This is a genomic window from Herpetosiphon giganteus (assembly GCF_016907925.1).
Classification (GTDB): domain Bacteria; phylum Chloroflexota; class Chloroflexia; order Chloroflexales; family Herpetosiphonaceae; genus Herpetosiphon; species Herpetosiphon giganteus.
This window is the reverse complement of record NZ_JAFBCZ010000027.1, coordinates 17,063-40,879: the sequence shown is the minus strand read 5'-3', so window position 1 is coordinate 40,879 and position 23,817 is coordinate 17,063. Positions and strand designations below refer to the sequence as shown.

Genomic DNA, 23,817 nt, shown 5'->3' with positions numbered 1-23,817 from the left:
GCCGATCGGGCCTAGACTCGTGGTTCGAGGCTTTCGAGCAAGCCCCGTTCGCGGGCAATATAGGCTGCCGCGCTGCGAGTCGAAACGCCAAGTTTGCGATAAATTGCCCGCAAATGGTTGTTGACGGTAAACGGGCTAAGTACCAATTCGAGCGCAATTTCGCTATTACTTTTGCCTTGGGCGATTAATGTGAGCAATTCGTGTTCGCGTTTGGTCAGCAATGGCGTGGGATGTTGGGTCGTTGGCTGGCGCAAGGTCACCATATCAAGCTCAAGCTGCTGGCCTTGCTCCCAATCGTGCTGATAGTGCTGCTCGCCAAGCAAGCGTTTAGCTTCATCCAATAAGTGTTGTTGAATGCGCTGCTCGGTGGCTGGCATTGGCTCGCCGCTTTGCAAGCGCAGCGTATCTGCGCGGCTGCTCAATTGCACCGCCCACGACCAATGTTGTTGGGCTTGGGCAACCCGCGCCAACGCTTCCAACGAACTGGCGATCATTGGTAATAATTGATGTTGGCGGCGCAGATTAAAGCTCTCGTAGAGCGAGGTTAATGCTTGATCGGGCTGCTGACGAGCCAGCGCAATCAAACCTAATTGATGCAAGCCCTCGGCGCGATGCCATGGATCGTGCAATTGTTCAGCAATCGCAATGCTGGCTTCGATAAAGCGCTGCGCTTGATCATAATCTTGCTGCGCGGCGGCGACAATGCCACAATGATTGAGCGCAAAGGCATCGCCCCACAAATGGCCTAAGCGCGAGAAAAGCTGATGCGCACGGGCAAAAAGCAAGGCCGCACGTTTCCATTGGCCTTGTTGAATACAGGCCCGACCTAAATGATCAAGCGACCAAGCCAATTCATTATGATCATCAAGCTGCTCGAAAATCTGCACACTTTCTTCGTAGAGCGTGATTGCTTGGGCATAATCGCCACGATGATAGGCAATTTCGCCAACGCCATGCAACGCCAAACCAATACTCATGGGAATTTGCAACGCGCGCGCGAGGCTCAGGGCTTGTTCAAAAATGGTTTCGGCTTGGGCAAATAAGCCTTGGTTGAGAATGAACCAGCCTGCCGTGGAAAGCGTTTCAACTCGTGCCCCAGAGCGAATCGTGCTGCTGGCCTCAAGCATGCGCTCGATCCACCAGACATCGCCATGGCGGCGGCGATAGGTAATCCACAGATTAATTGCTGGAAACAGTTCGATCGATTCAGCAACCGCATGATCAAGCGTCCATTGCAAGGCGGCGTAAATATTTCCCTGTTCTGCATCGAGCTGGCGCAACCAATGGGCTTGTTGCTGATCGCGCAAATGGGGTGCTGCTTGGGCAACCATCTGCAAATAATAACGCGCATGGCGTTGACAGATCGTCTGAAAATCCTCGCGTAGCACTGCTTGCTCGCGGGCAAATTCGGCGATCGTTTGCAACATCGTAAAGCGCGTTTGGCCATCGTGGGTTGTTTGCTCGACCACCAAGCTTTTGTTGACCAAAGCTAAAACGGTGGCGACCACATTGGCTTGGCCAGCGCACATCTGCTCGACAGCAGCCATTGTCCAGCTGCTCACCAGCACGCTAAGATAGCAAAAAACCGTTTGTTCCTCGGCGGTCAGGCGTTGGTAGCTCCAATCAATACATTGGCGCAGGGTTTGCTGGCGGTTGGGCAGATCGCGTGCGCCGCCCACGGGCACATCGAGGCTATAACTGAAACGATTTAATAATTCTTGCGGAGTAAAAACTTTGGTATAGGCCGCGACCAACTCAATCGCCAATGGCAGGCCATCGAGGCGCTGACAAATCGTGGCGATGCTTTGGGCATCATTGGCATTAAGCGGAATGTGGGGGCGGGCTGCTTTGGCGCGTTCGATAAACAGGCGAGTGGCGCTAAATTCGCTTAATTGTTCAATCGCCAACGGCTGGCTCGTGGGTGGCAAGCTGAGCGGTGGCACAGGCAAGCGATATTCGCCCTGAACATTCAGCACCTCGCGGCTCGTAGCCAAAATAGTTAATTTGGGAGCCAAGGCCAATAATTGCACCAACAACGAGGTAACATCAATCACCTGTTCCAAATTATCTAAAATCAACAATAACTCTTGTTCGGCCAACCACGCCCCAACGCTAGCCAAGAGCGATTGGTTGCCCAAGCGACTAATATTGAAAGCTTGGGCGAGGGTCGGCAACACTAAATCAACATCGTAAACGTGTGCCAAACTGACAAATAACGCGCCATCGGCAAACTGCTCGCAGACGGTGCGGCCTGCTTCAAGCGCTAAGCGGGTTTTGCCTGCGCCACCAGGCCCGGCCAAAGTAACCAAACGAATCGTGGGATCGGGCAAAAGTTGCTCAAGCTGAGCCATTTCCTGAATGCGACCAAGCAGCGGTGTAACTGGAAGTGGAATATGGCGTGGAATTCCCATCGGCGTAATCCTATCAGTGATGCACAACACACCTCACAACTCTATTATAGTGCAAGCCCGCCGCAGAAAATAGATGAGATTAAGAGCAGAGAACAGAGCGCATCGAACAGAGAAATAAAGGATGAAGGATGAAGGATGAGGGATGAAATGCTAAGTCAAAAGTCAAAAGTCAGAAAGCAAAAAAATAAACATTCGTGGTTTCTAGCCTTCGTGCGCTTCGTGGATCAGTTCTTTAACGCAGAGGCGCAGAGGCGCGAAATTATGAGGGATGAAGGATGAGGGATGAATCCGATAGCCGATAGCCAAAAGTCCATAGCCTAATCAAAATAATCTGTGTCAATCTGTGGCCAAAACCCAACTTCGCGCTCTTCGTGTTCTTCGCGGTTGCTAGCCTTCGTGCGCTTCGTGCTCTTCGTGGATCAACACATCCATTGCATGTTCTCGTACTAGAGTATGATTGATCTTTTAAAAACTTGACGTACAATTTGTTAGTTCAACTAACTAATTGAAATTGTAAGGATGTGCAACGTGCAAGCACAAATGGGAAAACCCCAAGCACAGCGTGGACAGAAAGCTGGCGGTGGATCGGGGGGGCTTGGTCGTGCGATCGCCTACCTTGGTGCCCAACGTACATCGGCAATTCTGGCCTATGTGGCCTTAGCGCTCGCAACCTTGGCCCAATTGGCAGTGCCGCAGTTGGTGCAAAACATGATCGATGCGGTAACCGATGGCTCCATTGCGCGAATTATTTTCAAGCAAGTGCCTGAGCCAATGCAAGCTGGCGCAGCCCAACAAGCTGGCACAACGATCGAGCAACTTCGGCTTGCTCAAACCAATGGTGAATCGTTGTTGATCAATGCTGCCTTGATTATTGTGGCCTTCGCCTTTATCCGTGGCATTTTCTCGTTTGTGCAAGCCTATATGGCCGAAAAAACCTCGCAAGGCGTGGCCTTTGATCTGCGCAATCAGATTTTTGCCCGCGTGCAACGCTTATCGTTTTCCTATTACGACCAAAATCAAACTGGTCAATTGATGATTCGTGCCACCGACGATGTGGAGAAAGTGCGAACCTTCATCGCGCAAGGTTTGATTTTAACTGCCCAAGCATTGTTGCTCTTAGTTGGCGCGTTGGTGATTTTGTTCTTCACCAATTGGCAGCTTGCGCTCGTGGTTGTGCCCTTGCTGCCGGTCGCCATGGTCATGTTTATGATCTTTGGCAAGGTCAGCCAACCGCTGTTTGGCGTTGTGCAACGCAAACTTTCGGCGCTCAACACGGTCTTGCAAGAAAACTTGGCTGGTATCAAAGTTGTCAAAGCGTTTACGCGCGAGCCATTTGAAGCCAAACGCTTTGATGTAGCGGCAACCGATTTGATGGCGCAACAACTGCGGATTAGCCGCGTTTTCTCGTTTTTGTTTCCGGTGATCTTCTTGGTGGCGCAGCTTGGCCAAGCAGGGATTCTCTATTTTGGCGGTCGCCAAATCTTAGGCGGCACGCTCGATCTGGGCGAATACCAAAAATTTAGCTTGTATTTGGTCTATGTCTTCTTTCCCTTGGGTCAGCTCGGTTTTATCATCTCGCTGATGGCACAGGCTGGAGCTTCGGCCACCCGTATTTTCGAAATTCTCGATGCCAAGAGCGAAATTACCGACAAGCCTGATGCCACAGAATTGCCAGCGATTGAAGGCACGGTTGAATTTCGCAATGTGACGTTCCGCTACTTTGGCAGCAGCGATCCAGTCTTGCGTGATGTGAGCTTTGAGGCCAAACCAGGCCAAACCATCGCCTTGCTGGGCGCAACTGGCAGCGGCAAATCGACGATCATTAACTTGTTGCCACGCTTCTACGATGTTAGCGAAGGCGCGGTATTGATCGATGGTCATGATATTCGCGATGTAAAACTCGATAGTTTGCGCTCGCAGATTGGGATTGTGCTGCAAGAAACCAATCTATTTAGCGGCTCAATTCGCGATAACATCGCTTTTGGGCGACCAGAGGCGACGATCGAAGAAGTTGAGGCGGCGGCCAAAGCTGCTTCGGCGCACGATTTTATTATGACCTTTGCTCAAGGTTACGATACCTCGGTCGGTGAACGCGGCACAACCTTGTCTGGTGGTCAAAAGCAACGGATTGCAATTGCCCGGGCGTTGTTGCTCAATCCACGCTTGCTGATTTTGGATGATTCGACCAGCAGCGTCGACTTGATGACCGAGTATCGCATTCAAAAGGCGCTTGATCAATTGATGCAAGGTCGCACCAGCGTCGTGATTGCCCAACGGATTAGCACGGTTTTGAATGCCGACCAAATTTTGGTGCTGGAAAAAGGCCAAGTGGTGGCACGCGGCAACCATGAAGAATTAATGGAAACCAGCCCCGTGTACGCCGAAATTTACAATTCTCAACTGGTCGGCGATGCCGACATTGCAGCGCTTGAAGCTTCAAGCGTTGAGGAGGCCTAGCGCTATGATGGGTGGATTAGGCGGCCCTCGCCACTTATTAGAAGCCGAAACCGAAAAACCCCAACGGCTGGGCGCAACTTTGGCTCGCTTTGGCCATTACTTTCGCAAAAAATGGTTTGGCTTTGCCTTGGCAATTGTGTTTATCATTATTGGCACATGGGCGCAGGTAGCAACGCCCGATTTAATTGGCCAATCGATCGATTGCTATTTGTTGCCCAATCCAAGTGCTTGCTGGTTCGACACAATTACGCCTGAAATCAGCAGTGCCGATCGCTTGAGCGGACTTGGCAGCTTGGTGTTGCTGTTATGTGGCATCTTCATCGGCGCTTCGATTTTGCAGGGCATGGCGTTTTATGCCATGAACTGGTCGGGCCAACACGCCTTGCGCCAAATGCGCGAAGATCTGTTTGCCCAAATTCATCGCTTGTCGTTGGGCTTCTACACCCGCAACGAAGCTGGCAATATTATGAGCCGCATCACGAGCGATACCGATACGATTCAGCAGATGCTTGGTTTTGCTTTGCTCAACGTGCTTGGCGGAATCTTGCTGATTGGCTGGGTCGCAATCAAAATGATGCAGGAAAATCTGCAATATGCCTTGTTGAGTTTAAGCGTTGTGCCATTTATGGCGATTGCAACCTTCTACTTCTCTGGCCAAGCGCGTAAAGCCTTCCGCAAAACCCGCCAACAAATGGGGAGCGTCAACGCTGGCTTGCAAGAAAGCATCGCTGGCGCGCGCGAAGTGCAAGCCTTCAATCGCGAAGAAGAAAGCATCGCCCAATTTGTGCGTACCAACGCTGCCAATCGCGATGCCAACGTGCGGGCTGCAACCTTTACCAGCGCGTTGAACCCAGTGCTCGAAGCTTTGGGCTATGTGGCAATTGCGATTGTCGTGGTGGTTGGCGGGCTTTCGGTGCTGCGCGATCAGCCACTCTTTGGCTCAAGCGCAATTTCGTTGGGTTTGGTTTTTGCCTTTTTGCAATACGTCCAACGCTTCAACCAACCAATTCAGCAAATTGCCGTGATGTGGACCAACGTGCAAAATGCAATTGCTGGCGGCGAGCGCATTTTCAACTTGCTCGATGAAATGCCCGATGTCACCGACAAACCCGATGCGCGCGAAATGCCCGAAATCGTTGGCAAAGTTGAGTTGATTGATGCCAAAGCTGAATACACCAAAGGCCAGCCAGTTTTGCGGGGCGTGAGCTTTAGCGCCGAGCCAGGCCAAACCGTGGCAATCGTTGGCCCAACTGGTGCAGGCAAAACCACGATCATCAACTTGCTGCCTCGCTTCTACGATGTAACCAGCGGCGCTGTCAAGATCGATGGCATCGACGTGCGCGATGTGAAGGCTGCTAGCTTGCGCCGCCAAATTGGCATCGTGCTGCAAGATTCGTTCTTGTTCTCCGATACCGTGATGAACAACATTCGTTATGGGCGGCTTGATGCCAGCGATGAAGAAGTGATTGCAGCAGCTAAGTTGGCTTCGGCGCACGATTTTATCGAACGCTTGACCAATGGCTATCAAACTGTGCTTGGCGAACGTGGCGGCGGCTTAAGCCAAGGCCAACGCCAATTGATCGCGATTGCGCGGGCTGCGCTGGCGAATCCCCGCATTTTGATTTTGGATGAAGCGACATCGAGCGTCGATACGCGTACCGAGCGCTTAATTCAACAAGCCTTTGATAGCTTGCTGCAAGGCCGAACCAGCTTTGTGATTGCCCACCGTTTGAGCACCATTCGCAACGCCGATTTGGTGCTGATGCTCAAAGATGGCGCAGTGATAGAGCGCGGCACGCACACCGAACTGCTAGCCCAACGCGGCGCATACTACGATTTGTATATGAGCCAATTCCGCCGCGAAGAGGAAGTGGCGGTTTAGAACAAAGAGCATAGAACATAAATGGATTGTTGAACCACGAAGGACACGAAGGGCACGAAGCATTAAGTTTCGTGTCCTTTGTGGTTTAATGTTAAAAACGAGAGCGCGAAGCTATTTTGATCCACGAAGAGCACGAATTGCACGAATGATTATTTGAGCCAAAAGCCTATAGCCTATAGCCTATAAGACATCATTCCTCTGCGCCTCTGTGTTAAAGACAAAACCACGAAGGACTCAAAGAGCTTGGGGATTGAAGAATTCATTCTTCGTGCTCTTCGTGTCCTTCGTGGTTCAAATGCTTACTTGGCTAGCCGCTCCAAGACCTCGCGGGCCAGCGCACAGGCTTGGCCACGATGGCTAATCCGATTTTTTTCCTCAGGGTCGAGTTCAGCCAAATGCTTATCATAATCCAAGAGATAAAACACCGGATCATAGCCAAAGCCGCCGACCCCGCGTGGCTCTTCGGCGATTACGCCAGGCAAAATCCCCTCAACGACCTCGGTTGGCTGGCCTGGCCATGCAATCGCAATCACACACACAAAGCGCGCAATTCGGTCGTGAAACGGCTTGCCCTTCAGTTCTTCCAGCACCCGCGCATAGGCCCGATGCGGATTATTTTGGTCGGGCAAGGCCCAGCGTGCAGTGTAAATGCCAGGTTTGCCATCAAGCGCCGCCACTTCGAGGCCAGAATCATCGGCCAAGGTCGGCAAGCCACTCATTTGGGCATAGGTTTCGGCCTTCAGCTGCGCATTTTCAACAAAGGTTGTACCAGTTTCCTCAACCTCATAATCGATGCCTGCATCGGCCAAGGTCAATAACTCGAACGGCAAGCCACTAAAAATTGCCCGTAACTCGCCAACTTTATGGGCGTTGTTGGAACCAATTAATAACTTTTGCATAAATCCTTACCTTAGGAACGGACATTTTGTTGTTGCAACACATAGCGATGCACCGCAACCGCAACTCCGCCAAAGCGCGCCGAGGGTGCAACCCAATCGGCGGCCTCGATTGCTTGCTGCATACTGCCAGTTAATGAAACCCCAACGCCGGCCCAGCGCAACATCCCCACATCAGCATCAGCATCGCCTATTGCCAATACTTCGCTTTGTTGAATGCCCCAGGTTGTGCAGAGATGTTCCAAGGCGCGTTCTTTGGTGGCATCGTTATGTGAAATGACGGTTGAATAGACCTCGCCGCTGCTGCGCAAATAGCGAAATTGCTTTAATTGCGAGTTGCGGCCCAAAATTTCATCGACGGCACGGGTTGCCAATTCGCCATGGCACAAAATGCGCGTCGGAGCCAAGCGCACGATTAATTCAAGCGACGAAACTGGCGTAGATACAGTGCGCGAACCAACTAAATTCGCGGCTTGCGCAGTGACAAAATTGGTTTCATCAATTGTAAATACAATCGGCAAGCTACGCTTATCAGCCATGGCGGCAATCCGCTGAGCCAACTCTAAATCAATCGTGTGGTGAGCAATCTCACGCCCACGTTCATCCCAAACGCGTGCGCCATTATGGCAAACGAGCGCGGTTGGAATATGCAAACGCTGGGCAATTTCTTGGGCAGCTTCACGGCGGCGGGCAGTGGCTAAAACCACGCGAATCCCTTGACGAGCAGCTAAGGCCAATGCCTCGATATTGGTCGGGGGCAATTGGCCGCGGTCATCAAGCAGGGTAAGGTCAATATCGGTTGCAATCATTCGAATTGGCATAAGCCCTACCGTAGACAGTTCATGCGAAGCGCATCAACCATCGATTACACCGGCCACACACGTTGGCCAAAACGCTCGATGTGATAGCCGTGTGTTTCCAACATGTCAATGATAGATTGGCCATGCGCTTCATCGCGCACTTCGAGAATCATCTCAATTCCCACCCGATCAAGCGGCAGTTGCCAAACCGCCCGCCGATGGTTAATGTCGATCACATTCGCGCCAGCTTGGGCAATCGCATTCACCACGGGAGCAAGATTCCCCGGACGATCAGGAACGCTGGTGCGCACGCGCAAATAGCGGCCTTGTTTGACCAAAACTTGTTCAATAATTCGTGCCAAGAAATTGCCATCGATGTTGCCACCGCTCAGCACCACCAAGGTTGGTTCATTTGGGCGCAAGCGAATTGCGCCTTCGAGCAGTGCCGCCACGCCAACCGCACCCGCGCCTTCAACCACCATGCGGCTATATTGCAACACATGGACTAAAGCACGCGCCGCAGCATCATCATCAACGGTCACAATATCGTCAACCAATTGAGTGATAATCGGCAATGTCAATTCGCCTGGGCGTTTGACCGCAATCCCATCGCAGATTGTCGCTGCATGCGGCACAGCCACAGGTTTGCCTGCTTGTTGCGAGGCGATCATCGAAGGGCAACCAGCCGCCTGAACCCCGATTAAGCGCACATTGGGGCGCAGCGAACGCAAGGCCAGCGCAATTCCAGCCATCATTCCGCCGCCACCAATTGGCACAACCACGGTTCCACCTTGGTCAGGCAACATATCGGCAAGTTCTAGGCCAAGTGTGCCTTGACCAGCAATCGTAAACGGATCATCAAAGGCATGCACATAGATCGCGCCAGTTTTGGCTTGCAATTCGCGGGCATGCGCTCCAGCATCATCAAACGATGCTCCATGCAAAATTACTTCTGCGCCCATGCGCTGGGCTGAGGTAATTTTGGCCAATGGCGCAAACTCAGGCATTACCACGGTGGCTTTAATCCCATTTAATTGGGCAGCCAAGGCCACACCTTGGGCATGATTGCCTGCTGAGTGGGTAATGACACCGTGGGCTTTTTCTTCAACCGAGAGCGAATTGATTTTGGTATAGGCACCGCGCACTTTGAATGACCCGGCGCGTTGGGTATTTTCAGCTTTATAAATAATTTGGCCGCCAAGTTCTTGGCTCAGTTGTTCAGCTGGCAAGAGTGGAGTTTGGGTGATAATTGGGCCTAAAACATTGGCCGCAGCATAAATGTCATCAATCGTTGGCATAGACTTTTCTACCATGGTGAGTTCAATTCCTCCACAATGAGGATTGACCCGCAGCGTTGCGAGTCAATGGGGCTATTGTACCATAGCCGTTTTCAATTTCTGGTTGGTTTGCAAACGATTGAGCGTGCTTAAACACTCAATGAATAGAAATATTCATCAACAGTTTTTTGCCAGCCATGCTGCTCGTAGAGCCGTTGGGCTTGCAGATTCGTCACTTCGGTTTCGAGCACGAGGCCTTTGCTCTTGGTGCTAATCGCCCAATCACGCGCAGCATTCAGCAAGCCCGAAGCCACACCTTGGCCCCGCGCATGCTCCGCCACAAACAGATCGTTCAAAATCCAAATTCGCCGCATTGAAACCGAGGAAAAACTAGGGTACAGTTGACAGAAGCCTACGCCTGCTTCAGGAGTTTGCGCCAAAAAGATGATCGATTCACTATTGCTCAGCCGATCGTGCAAAAAAGCGCGCGCGGCAGCACGATCGCTGGCTTGACGGTAAAATTGGCGATAGCCATCGAATAATGGCACAAGGCGCTCAAGTTCATCCAAGCCCGCTTGGATAATTTGCATCGCAACTCCTTTGTGCGGCTGCACACAATCAATGTCGGTCTTTAGTAGCTAGTATCGTACCATATTTCGCCTTACAATAGCAGTCAAATCATTTGTTACAGATCGCACAATCGATGACCTTTAACGATTATGGAGTGGACGTTGATCTGTGCTGACGATTAATCATATTTTAGCGAGGAGCTCGCACATATGAAACCACTGATCTTTGAAATAAGCGGAGATATTGAGGCCCCAGCCGAGACGGTGTATCAAATTATTGCTGATTATCGCGATGGGCATCCGCATATTGTGCCGAAAAAATATTTTAAAAGCCTTACGGTCGAGCAAGGCGGCATTGGCAAAGGCACAATTTTTGTGACCGAAACTGAAGCTTTTGGGCGCAAACAATCAATGCGCATGCATGTGACTGAGCCAAGCCCAGGCAGTGTTTTGGTCGAAACCGATTACGATTCGGGGATTATCACAACCTTTACCGTCACACCCAATGGTGAAAATCGCTCGAAACTGACCTTGCACACTCGCGCCGAGGCCAAGCCAGGCCTGATGGGCTTGATCGAGCGGCTGCTATCGCCTGGCTTGTTGCGCAAAATGTATTTGGCCGAGTTCGAAACCTTCAATCAGTATTTGCGCAGCAATCAATATCGCGGCCACGGAAACTAACAGAACTGCGAAGAGCGCGAAGTACTCTTAGGGAGAGAAACAGCATAAACAGTAATAATCCATAACCCAAATATTTGGGGGTGCAGGGGGCTGAAAACCCCCTGCGTTTCCCGCCTTGAGGCGGGACGGAAGGGTGGTGAAACAAGCTGAATCTCTACTTGCGATCATTATTGCGCCAAATGCTGCAATTTATAGGGATTGAGCATGATGTAAATGCCACCAATCTGTTGATCAAGCAAATCTAAGATTAATGTGCCGCTGGCGTGACCATCGACCATCGCCACAAACCCAGGCTGGCCGTTGATCAAACGTGGCTCAAAAATGCTATTGGCAGGCAATTTTGGCAGCACTCCCAACAAGAAGCGCCCAACCGCCGATGGCCCATAAATTGGATTGCGCGCCGCTTGCACCACACCGCCGCCATCGCTGCGCAACACCACATCTTCAGCTAGTAAACTCATCAAGCTCTCCAAATCACCAGTGGCACAGCTTTGCAAAAATTGCGTGCTCAGCCGTTGCTGCACGCTAGGCTCCACATTGAAGCGTGGGCGGGCTTGGGCCACATGCGCTGCTGCGCGATGGCCGATTTGGCGACAGGCCGCCGCACTTTTGCCCACAATTTCGCCAATTTCGCTATATTCGTAGCCAAAAACTTTGTGCAGCAAAAAAACTGCCCGTTCTGCTGGCGAAAGCCGCTCCAAAAGCACCAAAAACGCGGTCGATAGCGATTCTGCTTGCTCAAGCTCGCTGCTTGGCGCTGGCGTAATTAACGGCTCGGGCAGCCATTCGCCGATATATTGCTCACGTTGATGGCGCGCCGTATTCAGCTGATCGAGACACCAACGAGTGGCTACGGTTGCCAGCCAAGCCCGTGGGTTTGCCACTGCTTCAACATGGCTTTGCCAGCGCAAAAAAACCTCTTGCAAACAATCTTCCGCATCCATCACGCTACCAAGCATGCGATAGGCGATGCCGAACAAATAGCCACGATAGCTCTCGAATAGTTCGATTTGGTTCATGCTACGGCTCCTACAGTGCGCATGTAGCTTTGGGTCGCAGGCTGAAGCATGGTTTTGGCCGCAGTGTAGCCGCTGGCAAAACTAGCATCAGCCAATTGGCCTTCAGCGCCAACCCAATCGCCAGCCAAATAAACATTTGGGCAATCGGCCAAAACCACTGGCGTGCGTCCGGCCAAGCCGCCAAATTGGGTTTGTGGCAGATCATAACTGACGGTAATTGAAGGCAAAAATCGGCTGGTAATCAGATGATCGCGCCAACCAGCTTGATAGTGGTCGAGCAAGCTTTCCAATTCGGCGCGGGTTTGCTTGGGATCGTTCGCTTGGCGCTGGTCGAGATATTTCATCACATGCAGCATGGTTTGGCCCTGCGGCGCAAGTTTGGCATAACGCGAGTGGGCAACCGCATAATACGGTTGATCAACGCCCAACAAAAATTGGCGCGTTGGCTGGGGCAATTGGCGCAAGCCCAAATCCAAGGTTGCAGCGGTAATTGGCTGTATCCGTTGATAATGGCGTTGAAACAGCTGGCTCTTGGCCCCAATTAATTCGTTGGCTGCTTGCGGCGTGACCGCCAACACCACCGCCTCAGCCTGAATGCTGCTGCCATCAGCAAGCTGAATTGTTGCGCCTGCATGGCTTAGTTGGATGGCCTGAACCCGTTGGCTGGTACGCAAATCAACGCCTAACTGCTGCGCTTTATCAACCAAGGCTTGCACAATCGTCAGCCAACCATGATCAACATACAACACGCCAGCAAGGCCAGTTTTGATATTTTCTAGGGTGGCGGCGGCACTTTGCAGATCGTTGGCAGCGCCGTAGGTGGTCAAGCGCCCAAACATCGCCAACAATTGGCAGGTACGCGGCTCGTCGGCCTGTTGCTCAATCCATTGGGCAAAACTGCGATCTGCATAATCGGCTGGGTTGGTAAATTGAATTTTGGCAAACGTGCGTAAAAATTGCCATTTAGCGCGGCGGCTGAGCAAGGGCGTAGTCAGCGCCGCCTTAATCGAGTTGGTTGGATACAGCTGCTTATCCACCCACAACACATCGGGCGCGACCGGCTTCGAGCCAGTTGGCATCAGCTGCAACTCGCGCAAGACCCGCGCGCCAGCACCCTTCAAATATAAGGCATGCGGGCCGAAATTCAACTCAAAGCCAGCTTCGCGATTGGTGCGGGCACGGCCACCAAATTCTTTGGCCCGCTCCAACACGATCACCTGTTTACCAGCTCGCGCCAGATAATTGGCCGCCGTCAGGCCTGCTAAACCGCCACCGATCACAACCATTGGTTTTTGGCTATTCATGCGAAAACTCCAGTTTATAAAAACGTTCTGGAGTCAAGACGGTTCAGCAACGCCAGATGTGACATGGATGCTTAGCGCTGTTCAACAGCTTTTTTTGCTTGATATGCGGTTGGGTTAGCATTGACAACGCGCTCGTGAAAATCGTTGGCAGTGGTTTGAATTTGGGCTTGCCAAGCGCTTTGGTTGCGGCGTAATTTGCGGCGTTGCCAACGATTTGCTAGCACCACCAACGGCACAAATGCACTTATCCATGAGCGTTTGATACCTAATTGGCGCGAAAGTTGCCGACCATGGAAATGATGAGTGAGCGCTGTGACCAAGGCAAACGAAAATTTAAACGAACGGTTAATCAGCGGTTGCACCAACTCACTGACCGATTGGATCATGGCGGCGGTCAAACGGCGCGAGCTAGCATTGGGCGGTTGCATGCTGCTATCAACCCAATCCAACAAACGCGCAGCCGAAGCTTGATCAACAACACTTTGATAAATGGTGGGATCGATTCCGAGCAAATAGCCAATGTAGCGCCAAAGATGATACAAATCGCCTAATTCGGCAGCAGTGAAATCGATGCCAAAGCGAGCCAGCGCCGTAAATGGCACATAGGTAAAATCCAGCCACGTGCGCACCATTTCCAGCTGATTGATTGGCAAGCCTGTTTTGGTTTGGTCCCAATTGCGTTTGAGCAACGAATTGCGAATTTGGGCGTGCAACAAGCGCACTTGCAAACTATGCACATAGCCAAGCCCGCCGCGTTGCAAGGCTTGCGGAATCGCAATCGCCATGCCCCATGTGCCAGTTTCGATGATGCGCTTGGTTGCCATGTGTTCCAGATCGCCTGTTTGCACCAAGAGATCGGCGATCGTTGGCGCGCTGTAGGTGTGCACCAACGAGCCAGGCCCAAGCGCCAAGGTCAGCCAAAGCACGCCAATTGAGCAATAGGCTTGTGCGCCGCGCTCAAGCTGCGCAACATCAACCCACGCAGGCAAGGTTTCGGCGGCAGTCAAAAAGGCACGCACCGCCGGAAAATCACCTTTAACCTGGTCAAGTCCAGCAGTTAAGCCAGTTTGGAGTGCGTGGCGGGCAGCGCCGCCAGCTTGGGCAAATTCAGCAATTACTGCATCGGCCAACGGATCGCCTTGATAGGTGGCTTGGACTAATTGCTCAAAACTGGCTTGACCAAAGGTTTCTATAATGTTGGGGTGGTTGATGACACTGGCTGGTGCTTGCATGAACGTCCTCGTGGCTAGGCCAAAAACAAAAAAGCACGCAGCAGCCGTAGCCACTGCGTGCTCCATAGTAGCAGTTTATTTCAATTCGCGTGACGAGAAGCCCAAAATCCGGCGGGCAATAATCAAGCGGTTGATTTGGCCAGTGCCTTCAAAAATGTCGTTGATCTTGGCATCGCGCATCCACTTTTCGGCCAAAAGTTCGCGGGTGTAGCCCAATGGCCCCAAGAGTTCAACAGCTTTTTGGGTGATCACGGTTGCGGCTTCGCCAGCTTTAACTTTGCAAGCTGAGGCTTCGACGGTGTTGGCTTCGCCTGAATCCATCATCCAAGCAGCTTTGAGCGTGAGCAACCAAGCTGCTTTGTGCTGAGCTTCCAGCTCCAATAAATCGCGCTCGACGGCGCTCATCTCGTGGACTGGCACATCGTCGCGAATTGCCACGCCAGCGGCGGTCAATTGTTCGCGCAACAATTCCAAGGCTGCGCGGGCAATGCCCAAGGCCGAGGCGGCAACCGCAGGACGGGTGGCATCAAAGGTTTTCATTGCGCCTTTGAAGCCCTTAGGAGCATCGGCGCTAGCGGCGGTTGCTTCAGGCTTGGGAATTTCGGGGTTGCCAAGCACGTTATCGAACGGAATCCGACAATCGGTGAAAACGACGGCAGCAGTATCGCTGGCGCGAATCCCCATCTTATGCTCAAGCTTGGTCACTTCCATTCCAGGCGTGCCAGCTTCGACCACAAATGCCTTCATGCCAGCACGGCCAAGCTTGGGATCAACGGTAGCCCAAACCACCACCAAACCTTGTGATTCTTCGAGCGACAAACGACCACCAGTACAATAGATCTTTTCGCCGTTTAAGATCCACGAATCGCCATCGCGCACGGCGGTGGTACGAATCGCCGAGGTATCCGAGCCAGCTTGCGGCTCGGTCATGGCCATCGATCCCCAGACTGGGGTTTCGCTATCGGCGAAGCGAGCCAAGAAACGGCTTTTTTGCTCGCTGGTGCCAGCAGCAGCAACAGCAGCGCCACCTAAAGCACCGCCTGGGGTTGTTAAATAGATGCCAGCATCGCCCCATGAGAGGGCTTCGATCAAATGCACCATGCGCACGTTGCCAGTTTTGGGCTTTTTGGGTTTGTTATGGTCGACCGCCGTTTCGGGCTTATCGACCACGCCAAACATAGGATTTTGGCGCATAATTGGCCACATCGCATTGATGTAATCCCATGGAATATCGTGTTCGTGCTCATCGAAATGGCGCGAGACAGGCCGCATCATTTGCTCGGCCACCATCTGCGTCATTTGGCGTTGGGTATCAATGCTTTCCGATAATTTAAAATCAATCGCCATGAGAACCCCCGTTGTTAAGGATGAGGTATGAGGGATGAAGGATGAATAAATTATGAAATATGAGGGATGAAGGATGAATATTTAGCTTGTCGGTCTAAAACAAAGATTTAACATCACTAAAGTTCAAATTTCATCCTTTGAATTATTCATTCCTCATCCTTTTATTACACCATTGCTAAATCATTGATGGACAGTGAAGGAATAATGAGACTATTCATCCCTCATCCTTCATCCTTCATATTTTCCTAGACCATTGCCAAGCCGTCGAAGGTGGTGAAGCCGCGGGCGTTGCGCAACCACAACTCAACAGGAAACTCGCGGATGTAGCCGTGACCGCCAAGAATTTGTAAGGCACGGTCGCAGACCATCAGCACGGTTTTGTCGGCGTTATGTTTGGCCATCAGCGCGTCGCGGGTCACTTCTTGGTTGTTATCAAGTTTCCAAGCTGCTTCCCACACCATCAAGCGTGCGCCATCAATTTCGACCAACATTTCGGCCAGCATGAAGGCGATTGATTGGCGTTGGCCGATTGCTTCGCCGAAGGTTTGGCGATTGCGGGCGTAATCGAGCGCATATTCGTAGGCTCCCCGCGCAACCCCAATTGCCAATGCTGAAAGCGCAACTTGCGAACGAGCGTACAAACGGCCAAAATCGATCCCTGCGTCGCCGCCAAGTTTGGCATCTGCCGCAACGTTGACGTTATCAAGGGTTACGCGGGCAACTTCGAGCGCACGCACGCCCATCAATTTTTCGCGTTCGCCAACGCTGAGGCCAGCGGTTTTGGCGGGCACAATAAAGGCTTGAGTTTGGCCATCTTCAGCAGCGTAGATCAAGAAATGTTCGGCGTTGCTGGCCAGTGGCACATAGCTTTTAACCCCATTCAACACATAGCCATCGCCATCGCGGGTGGCCGTGGTTTGCAATTTGCGCGGGTTAAATTGCAGGCGTGGCTCGATCAAGGCCGAAGTGGCGTTGACAAAGCGTTCTTCGCTAAATTGGGGCAAAAGGGCTTCGCGCTGGGCTTCTGTGCCAGCTGCCAAGACAGCAAAGGCAAAACTGGCAGGCGCGCTTAAGGCCAGAGCACTGGCCAAATCGCCCCACGCCAATTCTTCGAGCGCCAACGCGCCAGTTACTGCCGAAAACTCGCCGAAGCCGCCGTATTGCTCAGGAATCGACGAACCAACCAAACCTAATTCCCAGCCCTTGTTCAACAAGTCGGCTGGCAATTCGCCATTTTCATCGGCCTCGCGAAAAATCGAGCGCAGGCGATCCTTGGCAAAACGTTTGAGTGTATCAACAATCAGGGCTTGTTCTTCAGATGGAGAGAAGGAAATCATCGTTGCTCCCTCAAAGAAAGGATGAAAGATGAGGGTTGAGGGATGAAAAAGTAACAAAATTTCATCCTTTATCCTTCATCCTTCATCCTTCTGCAATTACATGAGTGTGCCGAGCTTCATGAGGAAATTCATGTCGCCTTTGAACTTGAGTTTGCCGGTCATAAACGCCATTTGGCTGTTGAGTTCGCCTTTGAGGATTTTGGCGTAATCTTCGGCCTTCATCATGAGGGTAACTTCTGGGGTATCAACGCCATTGAAGGTGGTGGTTGAATAGGCCACGCTGCCATCGGCTTTGGTCAATTCAAGATTGAATTTACCCTTGAGATTTTGCAATTTTTCGAGGCGGCTGGTGCTCATTTTAGCTGGGCTAACCAAGGCATCTGCCGAAGCAGTTTCTTCGGTAATCACGCCGCGCCAGGTTGGCTCGTCAAGCGTCACCGTCAATAAAGGATTTTCGACCGTGCCAGTGACAACTTCGCCGCGACCGCCGCTGTAGCTCACAGCGTAGGCCGTTCCGTCTACCAGATATTGAATTGCATAGGTTGCATCTTCCAAGCCACTGCTTTGGCTGGCCAATTGTTCCGGCAGGGCGGTCGCAATGTAATCACTAACAGTTATCGTGCTGAGGTCTGCCATCGAAGGTGCTCCTTTGCAATTGACGCAGATTACAAATTGATTTGAGAGGATTTTTGGTTGCTTATTTTGAAGTATATCATTGATTTATGACATACTGCGTCATGATTATAACGAGTTTTAAAAATGCTGCAATGTTGCACCAAATTTCACAAGGCATAAGGGTTGCGATGCTGATAATTAAACCAGCGATTAACAACAAACCCCTTGAGCAGCTATTGCCCAAGGGGGAATCAACGCAAACGAACTACGATGCGTGCTTATTTCAAGGTTGCATTCAATTCGATGCTTGGCACTGCTGCCAAAGCCTTCGAGATTGGGCAGTTGACTTTGGCTTTTTCAGCGATTTCAGCAAATGCTGCTGCATCGATGTTTGGCACTTCGGCTTCGGTGTGCAATTCGATTTTGGTGATGCTAAAGCCACCTTCGCCGCGTTCGAGATGCACCTTCGCAACGGTGTGCACGCTCTTTGGTTCGTAGCCACCGCGACCAAGATCAGCGGTCAAGGCCATTGAGTAACACCCAGCATGCGCTGCTGCAATCAGTTCTTCGGGGTTCGTGCCAGTGCCATCTTCAAAGCGTGAAGGAAATGAGTAGCTACCTTCGACTGCGCCACTGCCAGTTTTGACCGAGCCTGCGCCTTCGCGTAAAGAGCCAGTCCATGTTGCTTCAGCTGAACGTACTGCCATAGGAATCATCCTCCATAACTTAATCGTGGTTGTATGGTAACAGAATTTTGCTATTGTGTGCGCTGATTGGGTATAATATTTGCTGGCTAGGTTGCACCAAATTGTGCTTGTGCCCAAGCCTTATCATTCTAGGAACATTCATGTTAATTGATACCCATACCCACGTTCATAGCGATCAATTTAATGATGATCGGGCAGCTGTGTTTGAGCGTGCTCAAGCAGCTGGCGTAACCCGCATGATCAATATTGGCTACGATTTGCCCTCATCACGCGCCAGCGTTGCCCTTGCCCAAAGCCAGCCCATGGTGTGGGCCAGCGTTGGAATTCAACCACATTATGCTTTAGAAACTGGTGAGGCTGAATTAGCCCAAATTCGTGAGCTGTTGGCGCAGCCGCGGGTCGTGGCTTTGGGCGAAATTGGCCTCGATTATTATCACGATCGCGCGCCCCACGATGTTCAAGAGCAGCTGTTTCGCCAACAACTGGCCATGGCTCGCGAGCTTGATTTTCCGGTGGTCATCCATAGTCGCGAGGCAGTTGCCGATACGGTGCGGGTGTTGGATTCGGCGGCGCGGGGCCAAGCTGGCGTGATGCATTCGTTCAGCGGCGATTGGGCTTATGCAGAAGCATGTTTGGATGTGGGCTTTTATCTTTCGTTCTCTGGGCCAGTTACCTTCAAGAAAGCAGTTGAATTGCAGGATGTGGTGCAACGTGCGCCGCTTGATCGGATTTTGATTGAAACTGATGCGCCCTATCTTACGCCGCACCCATATCGCGGCAAGCGCAATGAGCCAAGCTATGTTGCGTATGTCGCTGAGGCAATTGCCCGTTTGCGCAATTTAAGCCTTGATGAAGTTGCCACCATCACCACTGCCAATGCCGAGCGCTTATTTAAACGCTTGCTGGCCTAAGCCGATGCTCATCAACTACTAACCCAGCAAGCCCAAGAGCCATTTTAAAATAGAAGTAGCCCGCATGCTAGATTGAGGAATCCCCTATGCTGCAACGAGTTCGCGCTTTTTTTCAACCAAGTTATGGTTTGCTAACCTGGACATTAGCCAGCATTATGGCCTTGCTAGTCGTGACCAATGTGGTTGAATCGGAATGGGTCGAAGGCTTTGAACGCATGCGGATTGTGGCGCTTGGCGGGTTGGTGGTAGCAGCATTATTTGCCCGTTGGCAAGCCTTGCCTTCGTTTATTGCCCATGTGATCAGCCTTTTTATGGGCTTGGCGTGGGCAATTCGCTTTGTGCCGCTCGATCCACGCCTCGATGGCCAAGTTGATCGCTGGACGGATCTGCTGATTCGGGGGATTGCAGCAATTCGGGCGGCCAAAACTGGCGAACGGATCGAAGATTATTATCTTTTTTCGCTGGCGGGTTTGCTTCTGGCTTGGATTTTTGCCTATAGCAGCATTTGGTTGCTCATGCGCTGGCGCTGGAATTGGCGCTTGGTCATGCTGAATGGTAGCCTGTTGATGGCCAATCTGACCTACGCCATTCCCAAGCCAATTGCCTCGTTCTGGCTCTTTTTGCTGGTTGCGCTACTCTTTTTGGTAACCCAAACCTATGCCCAACGCCAACATACGTGGGATGCTGGCTTTTTAGAGCAGCAGGAATGGCTTTCGTTACGTTACTTGTGGGCGGGAGTGTTGGCATGTTTTAGTTTGGTTTTGATGGCAGCATTGATGCCAGCCAATATTACCAATGCCCAATTACGGATTTTTGGCGAGAATTTGAGCCGCCCGATTGATTTCTTCCTGCCCGACAATGGCGCTATCCGCGCTGATCGGGGGCAGCAAGGAGTGGGCAATGTGGTCGTGCCAAATGGCAACGGAGCCAATTTCGCCAACAATACGGTGCAACTTGGCGGCGCTCGCTCGGCAACCAACGAGGTTGTGCTCGAAGTCAAAGCACCTGCTGCCGAATATTGGCGCTCGAATGCTTGGGATTTATACGATGGCAAAGGCTGGCAAAACACCACTGGCGACATTGCCTGGCAGGTGCGGCGCACATCAACACGTCGCGAAGCGCTGACCCCGATTAATCCCGATGATACGCTGACCCAAATTGACACGAATGGCCGCGAGCCATTTACCCAAACTATCAAGCTGATGCAAACTCGTGGCGATCAGCAACTGCCTGCTGCAACCTCGCCGCTGACGTGGAGCGTTCCCGTCTTGGTGCAGCACACGTTCATCATCTCCGATAGTGAAACGACGCTGCCAAACTTTGCCGATAGCGCGATTTATTTTAATCAAGGCCCAGCCAACCGCGATTTTGAATATAGTGTGGTTTCGCTGATTAGTAATGTTGATAAGCAAAGTTTGCGCAGTGCATCAATTGACTATCCGCCTTGGCTTCAGCGCTATCTGCAATTGCCCGATAGCCAAGCGATGCGCAATATTGGTGGCTTGTCGCGCCAATTAACCACGGCAGCAGGCGCAGAAACCGCCTACGACAAAGCGGTGGCACTTGAAAATTATCTGCGCCAAATGCCCTATGATGATCAAATTCCTGCGCCGCCAGCAGATGCCGACCCAATCGAGAACTTTTTGTTCAATTTGCGCCGCGGCTATTGCGATTACTTTGCAGGCTCGATGGTGTTGATGTTGCGTGCGCAAGGGATTCCGGCACGCTGGGTACAAGGCTATGCAACTGGCGATTACGATGCTGATCGTCAAGTCTACGTTGTACGCGACTCGATTGCCCATAGCTGGCCCGAAGTCTATTTTATGGGTTATGGCTGGATTCGCTTTGAGCCAACTCCAGCTGGCTATGTGACCGTACCAATTCGGCCTGATGGTCCGCCACAAGCAGAAGATAACAGCGAGAATCCCGATGATATTGGGCCAAATGCAGGCCAAGTTCAGCAACCAGCAACCGATTTCGATGCCTTGCAAGATCTGCGCGAAAACTACCAAACCACCCCAATTCCAACGGTCGAGCCGCAAGCATTGCCAGTGGATGATGCAGCGCCTCCGGTTGTTGAACGCAGCCCATTCTGGCGCTGGCTAGCAATTATTTGTGCCATCATTGGCATAGTTATTTTGCTGCTCTGGGGATTGTTGCAACGCGAATTTCGCGGCTTGCGGCCTGCGGCGCGAGCTTATGGCTTTATCGGTTTATTGGCACGTTGGGCTGGTTTGGAGCAACGTGCAGAGCGCACGCCCCAAGAGTTTGCCAGCGAATTAGCTAAAGAAATGCCTGGCCAGCGCCGAACTTTACGCCGCCTCGCCGATGCCTACACTGCCGAGCAATATGGCAGCCACGTTCGGCTTGACCCCGAGGAAATTGAAAACGACCGCGCAATGGTCAGCAGAACCTTGTGGCCGCGCTCAATTAGTCGGGGCTGGCGCTCAATCGTCAAACAAATACTGCGGCCTCGTTGGCGACGCTAGTTGGCCTAGATCTTGCTTTACCTGAATATTGGCACTACCCGTAGCTGCTGTTGTTCCCTCAGAGGGGTGATAACAGCAGCTTTTACTCGACATATGATCCCAATTTATTCACCTTTATGGGTGTTGTGCCAGTACCAGCCACACGCTACAATAGTACCTATATGATACAAAAGTACTTGTATCAGTGTGGGTGGGGATGCTAGCAGCACAGTAGGAGACCAACCATGACCAAACGCATTTTAATTGCCGAAGATGATACAGCGATTGCCATGACCTTGATCATCGGCCTCCGCAGCATCCCTGACGTTGAAGTTGTTCGGGCCTATCATGGCGAGGAAGCGCTGAATTTATGGTTGCAAGAGCCAGCTAATATTCTGCTGACTGATCATCATATGCGTGAAATGTCTGGTTTGGATCTGATTCGCGCGCTGCGTTCGCAAGGTGCAACCCAACCAATGCTGATGATTACTGCCTATGATAGTGTCAAATTGCAACGCGAAGCCCGCGAGGCTGGGGTAACTGAGATGATTGCCAAGCCTTTTTTTATTGATCAATTGATCGATAAAGTGTCGGAGAAGTTGCTCGATGTAACGGCGGTTAACCAAGCCTAACTTGGTCTAGCTAGCTCAAAACTCTATATTTCTGTCAACAACCCACGCCTAAAGGCATTGGGCTTGTACCTCAACCCTAGGCAAGTAGCTCAGGATCGGACACGATAGGCTGGTTGACGGGCAGCCCACTCAGGCGAGATATACCCCCCTGAGCACGGTACTTGGACACAATATTGTAGGCGGCATTCAAGTCGGCATGTAGTTCATAGCTACACTTTCGACATCTGAATACGGCCCTAGAGCGACGGTTGTTGCGGGCTTGATGCCCACAGCAGCTACACATCTGCGAGGTATGTCGCGGGTCAACCGCAACCACCGTACTGCCTCGCTCCTGCGCCTTATACACAATAAACGCCAGCAATTGTGCAAACGACCACGAATGCAAGCGTCGCTTGGTTGCGGTGCGCCGCTTGCCCTTTATGCGTTTGCGGATATTGGTCAGATTTTCCACGACAATCGTGCTACCTGCTTCGACCGACTGCACGATCTGCTTACTCACAACGTGGTCACAATCACGCCGAAAGCGAGCCTGCTTGCGCCGCAGCGTTTTCAAGTGCCGTTTAGCCGACTTGGTGTTGCGCTGTTGTAAGGCCCGCTTGAGTTTGAACAGCCGACCTTCACGGGCCTTCCAGCGTTTCTTGCCCAAAAAGCGCCGCGTACTGGTCACAGCGGGATGGCTCAACCCCAGATCAACCCCAACAATCGTCTCGCTTGGCACGATGGTCGGCGCAGGAACCGTGACCACAACATGCAAGAACCAGCGACCATCGCGCTCAAGCAGATCCGCCGTATCAACCGGATAACCCACATACTTGGTAGCATAGGTCGGCACGCAAAAGCGGATCGTCTGCCGACCAGCGACGAGCGATAGCCGTACGGTCTGGCTTTCCCAATCGACGCGAAACGTATGCACATTGTAGCGCGGGGGGCAGTGATGTGATCGGGGCATCGAAACGGTGCGCGTGCGGTCTTTTCGTAAGGTAAAGGCGCTGCGGAGCGCCTCAGCCGCTTTGGCCCGTGCGGTATTTGTCAGATTGCTGTTGAGTTCGGGAAGCGCTGCGCGGACGGCATAGTAGGCCAGAAAATGGAGCTTTGTCGCATTCGACACGCTATTAGACCACCCCAACTGCGCAAACAGGTTGAAGGCCGTCGTAAATTGACGGCTGGTTTCCGCAAGTGCGGCAGCCTGTGTGGGCGATGGCTCAAGTCGTAGACGAATCGTTCGTTGCATAGGTGTATTATCACATACACCGAGCGTTTCTGCAAGAAGGC

The 23,817-nt window shown here is 51.9% G+C and carries 19 protein-coding genes; 6 read left to right on the top strand and 13 right to left on the bottom strand.

Annotated elements, in window-relative coordinates; all coding sequences use genetic code 11:
- Positions 1-11: 11 nt before the first annotated feature.
- Positions 12-2,411 (bottom strand): tetratricopeptide repeat protein, encoded by a 2,400-nt coding sequence (locus JOD20_RS20295; RefSeq protein ID WP_204757023.1) that lies wholly within the window; start codon positions 2,409-2,411, stop codon positions 12-14.
- Positions 2,412-2,951: 540 nt separating this feature from the next.
- Here JOD20_RS20295 and JOD20_RS20290 point away from each other — a divergent pair.
- Together JOD20_RS20290 and JOD20_RS20285 are read left to right on the top strand one after the other, a co-directional pair.
- Entirely contained in the window at positions 2,952-4,868 is a 1,917-nt protein-coding gene (locus JOD20_RS20290) for an ABC transporter ATP-binding protein (RefSeq protein WP_239583975.1), read from the top strand.
- Positions 4,869-4,872: 4 nt separating this feature from the next.
- Positions 4,873-6,750, top strand: a complete 1,878-nt coding sequence (locus tag JOD20_RS20285; RefSeq protein ID WP_204757021.1) for an ABC transporter ATP-binding protein — start codon at positions 4,873-4,875, stop codon at positions 6,748-6,750.
- A gap of 299 nt (positions 6,751-7,049) precedes the next feature.
- Here JOD20_RS20285 and rdgB read toward each other — a convergent pair whose 3' ends face one another.
- The 4 genes from rdgB to JOD20_RS20265 all read right to left on the bottom strand — a co-directional run bounded on the left by rdgB (position 7,050) and on the right by JOD20_RS20265 (position 10,313).
- The gene (rdgB, locus tag JOD20_RS20280) at positions 7,050-7,649 is read right to left on the bottom strand and encodes an RdgB/HAM1 family non-canonical purine NTP pyrophosphatase (protein ID WP_204757020.1); all 600 of its coding nucleotides are present in this window, start codon (positions 7,647-7,649) and stop codon (positions 7,050-7,052) included.
- Positions 7,650-7,660: 11 nt separating this feature from the next.
- Positions 7,661-8,467 (bottom strand): HAD family hydrolase, encoded by an 807-nt coding sequence (locus tag JOD20_RS20275; RefSeq protein ID WP_204757019.1) that lies wholly within the window; start codon positions 8,465-8,467, stop codon positions 7,661-7,663.
- 44 nt (positions 8,468-8,511) lie between these two features.
- On the bottom strand, positions 8,512-9,744 hold the full coding sequence (ilvA, locus tag JOD20_RS20270) for a threonine ammonia-lyase (RefSeq protein WP_239583972.1): 1,233 nt from the start codon (positions 9,742-9,744) through the stop codon (positions 8,512-8,514).
- 128 nt (positions 9,745-9,872) lie between these two features.
- A complete protein-coding gene (locus JOD20_RS20265) occupies positions 9,873-10,313 on the bottom strand; it encodes a GNAT family N-acetyltransferase (RefSeq protein WP_204757017.1) in 441 nt (146 codons plus the stop codon).
- 189 nt (positions 10,314-10,502) lie between these two features.
- Between JOD20_RS20265 and JOD20_RS20260 the strand changes: the two genes are divergently transcribed.
- The gene (locus tag JOD20_RS20260; RefSeq protein WP_204757016.1) at positions 10,503-10,973 is read left to right on the top strand and encodes an SRPBCC family protein; all 471 of its coding nucleotides are present in this window, start codon (positions 10,503-10,505) and stop codon (positions 10,971-10,973) included.
- A gap of 167 nt (positions 10,974-11,140) precedes the next feature.
- On the opposite strand, the gene JOD20_RS20255 is transcribed toward JOD20_RS20260, so the two are convergent.
- The 7 genes from JOD20_RS20255 to JOD20_RS20225 all read right to left on the bottom strand — a co-directional run bounded on the left by JOD20_RS20255 (position 11,141) and on the right by JOD20_RS20225 (position 18,534).
- Complete coding sequence (locus JOD20_RS20255) at positions 11,141-11,992, bottom strand: RNA polymerase sigma-70 factor (RefSeq protein WP_204757015.1); 852 nt, start codon at positions 11,990-11,992, stop codon at positions 11,141-11,143.
- Positions 11,989-13,296 carry a phytoene desaturase family protein gene (locus JOD20_RS20250; protein WP_204757014.1) on the bottom strand — a complete coding sequence of 436 codons (1,308 nt, stop codon included), beginning with the start codon at positions 13,294-13,296 and terminating at the stop codon, positions 11,989-11,991. Before JOD20_RS20250 ends, JOD20_RS20255 begins: the two co-directional genes overlap by 4 nt.
- Before the next feature lie 71 nt (positions 13,297-13,367).
- Positions 13,368-14,528, bottom strand: a complete 1,161-nt coding sequence (locus tag JOD20_RS20245) for an oxygenase MpaB family protein (RefSeq protein WP_204757013.1) — start codon at positions 14,526-14,528, stop codon at positions 13,368-13,370.
- 75 nt (positions 14,529-14,603) lie between these two features.
- Positions 14,604-15,875 carry an acyl-CoA dehydrogenase family protein gene (locus tag JOD20_RS20240; RefSeq protein WP_204757012.1) on the bottom strand — a complete coding sequence of 424 codons (1,272 nt, stop codon included), beginning with the start codon at positions 15,873-15,875 and terminating at the stop codon, positions 14,604-14,606.
- Between the two features lie 245 nt (positions 15,876-16,120).
- A complete protein-coding gene (locus JOD20_RS20235) occupies positions 16,121-17,212 on the bottom strand; it encodes an acyl-CoA dehydrogenase family protein (protein WP_204757011.1) in 1,092 nt (363 codons plus the stop codon).
- Between the two features lie 96 nt (positions 17,213-17,308).
- The gene (locus JOD20_RS20230; protein WP_204757010.1) at positions 17,309-17,848 is read right to left on the bottom strand and encodes an SCP2 sterol-binding domain-containing protein; all 540 of its coding nucleotides are present in this window, start codon (positions 17,846-17,848) and stop codon (positions 17,309-17,311) included.
- Between the two features lie 257 nt (positions 17,849-18,105).
- Complete coding sequence (locus JOD20_RS20225) at positions 18,106-18,534, bottom strand: OsmC family protein (protein WP_110515306.1); 429 nt, start codon at positions 18,532-18,534, stop codon at positions 18,106-18,108.
- A gap of 140 nt (positions 18,535-18,674) precedes the next feature.
- Between JOD20_RS20225 and JOD20_RS20220 the strand changes: the two genes are divergently transcribed.
- The 3 genes from JOD20_RS20220 (at position 18,675) to JOD20_RS20210 (ending at position 22,545) form a co-directional block, all read left to right on the top strand.
- The gene (locus JOD20_RS20220) at positions 18,675-19,445 is read left to right on the top strand and encodes a TatD family hydrolase (protein WP_204757009.1); all 771 of its coding nucleotides are present in this window, start codon (positions 18,675-18,677) and stop codon (positions 19,443-19,445) included.
- An 86-nt stretch (positions 19,446-19,531) separates the two neighbouring features.
- Complete coding sequence (locus JOD20_RS20215; protein WP_204757008.1) at positions 19,532-21,934, top strand: DUF4129 domain-containing transglutaminase family protein; 2,403 nt, start codon at positions 19,532-19,534, stop codon at positions 21,932-21,934.
- A gap of 224 nt (positions 21,935-22,158) precedes the next feature.
- Positions 22,159-22,545 (top strand): response regulator, encoded by a 387-nt coding sequence (locus JOD20_RS20210; RefSeq protein WP_204757007.1) that lies wholly within the window; start codon positions 22,159-22,161, stop codon positions 22,543-22,545.
- Between the two features lie 76 nt (positions 22,546-22,621).
- Here JOD20_RS20210 and JOD20_RS20205 read toward each other — a convergent pair whose 3' ends face one another.
- A complete protein-coding gene (locus JOD20_RS20205; protein WP_239583971.1) occupies positions 22,622-23,776 on the bottom strand; it encodes an RNA-guided endonuclease InsQ/TnpB family protein in 1,155 nt (384 codons plus the stop codon).
- Between the last annotated feature and the right edge of the window lie 41 nt (positions 23,777-23,817).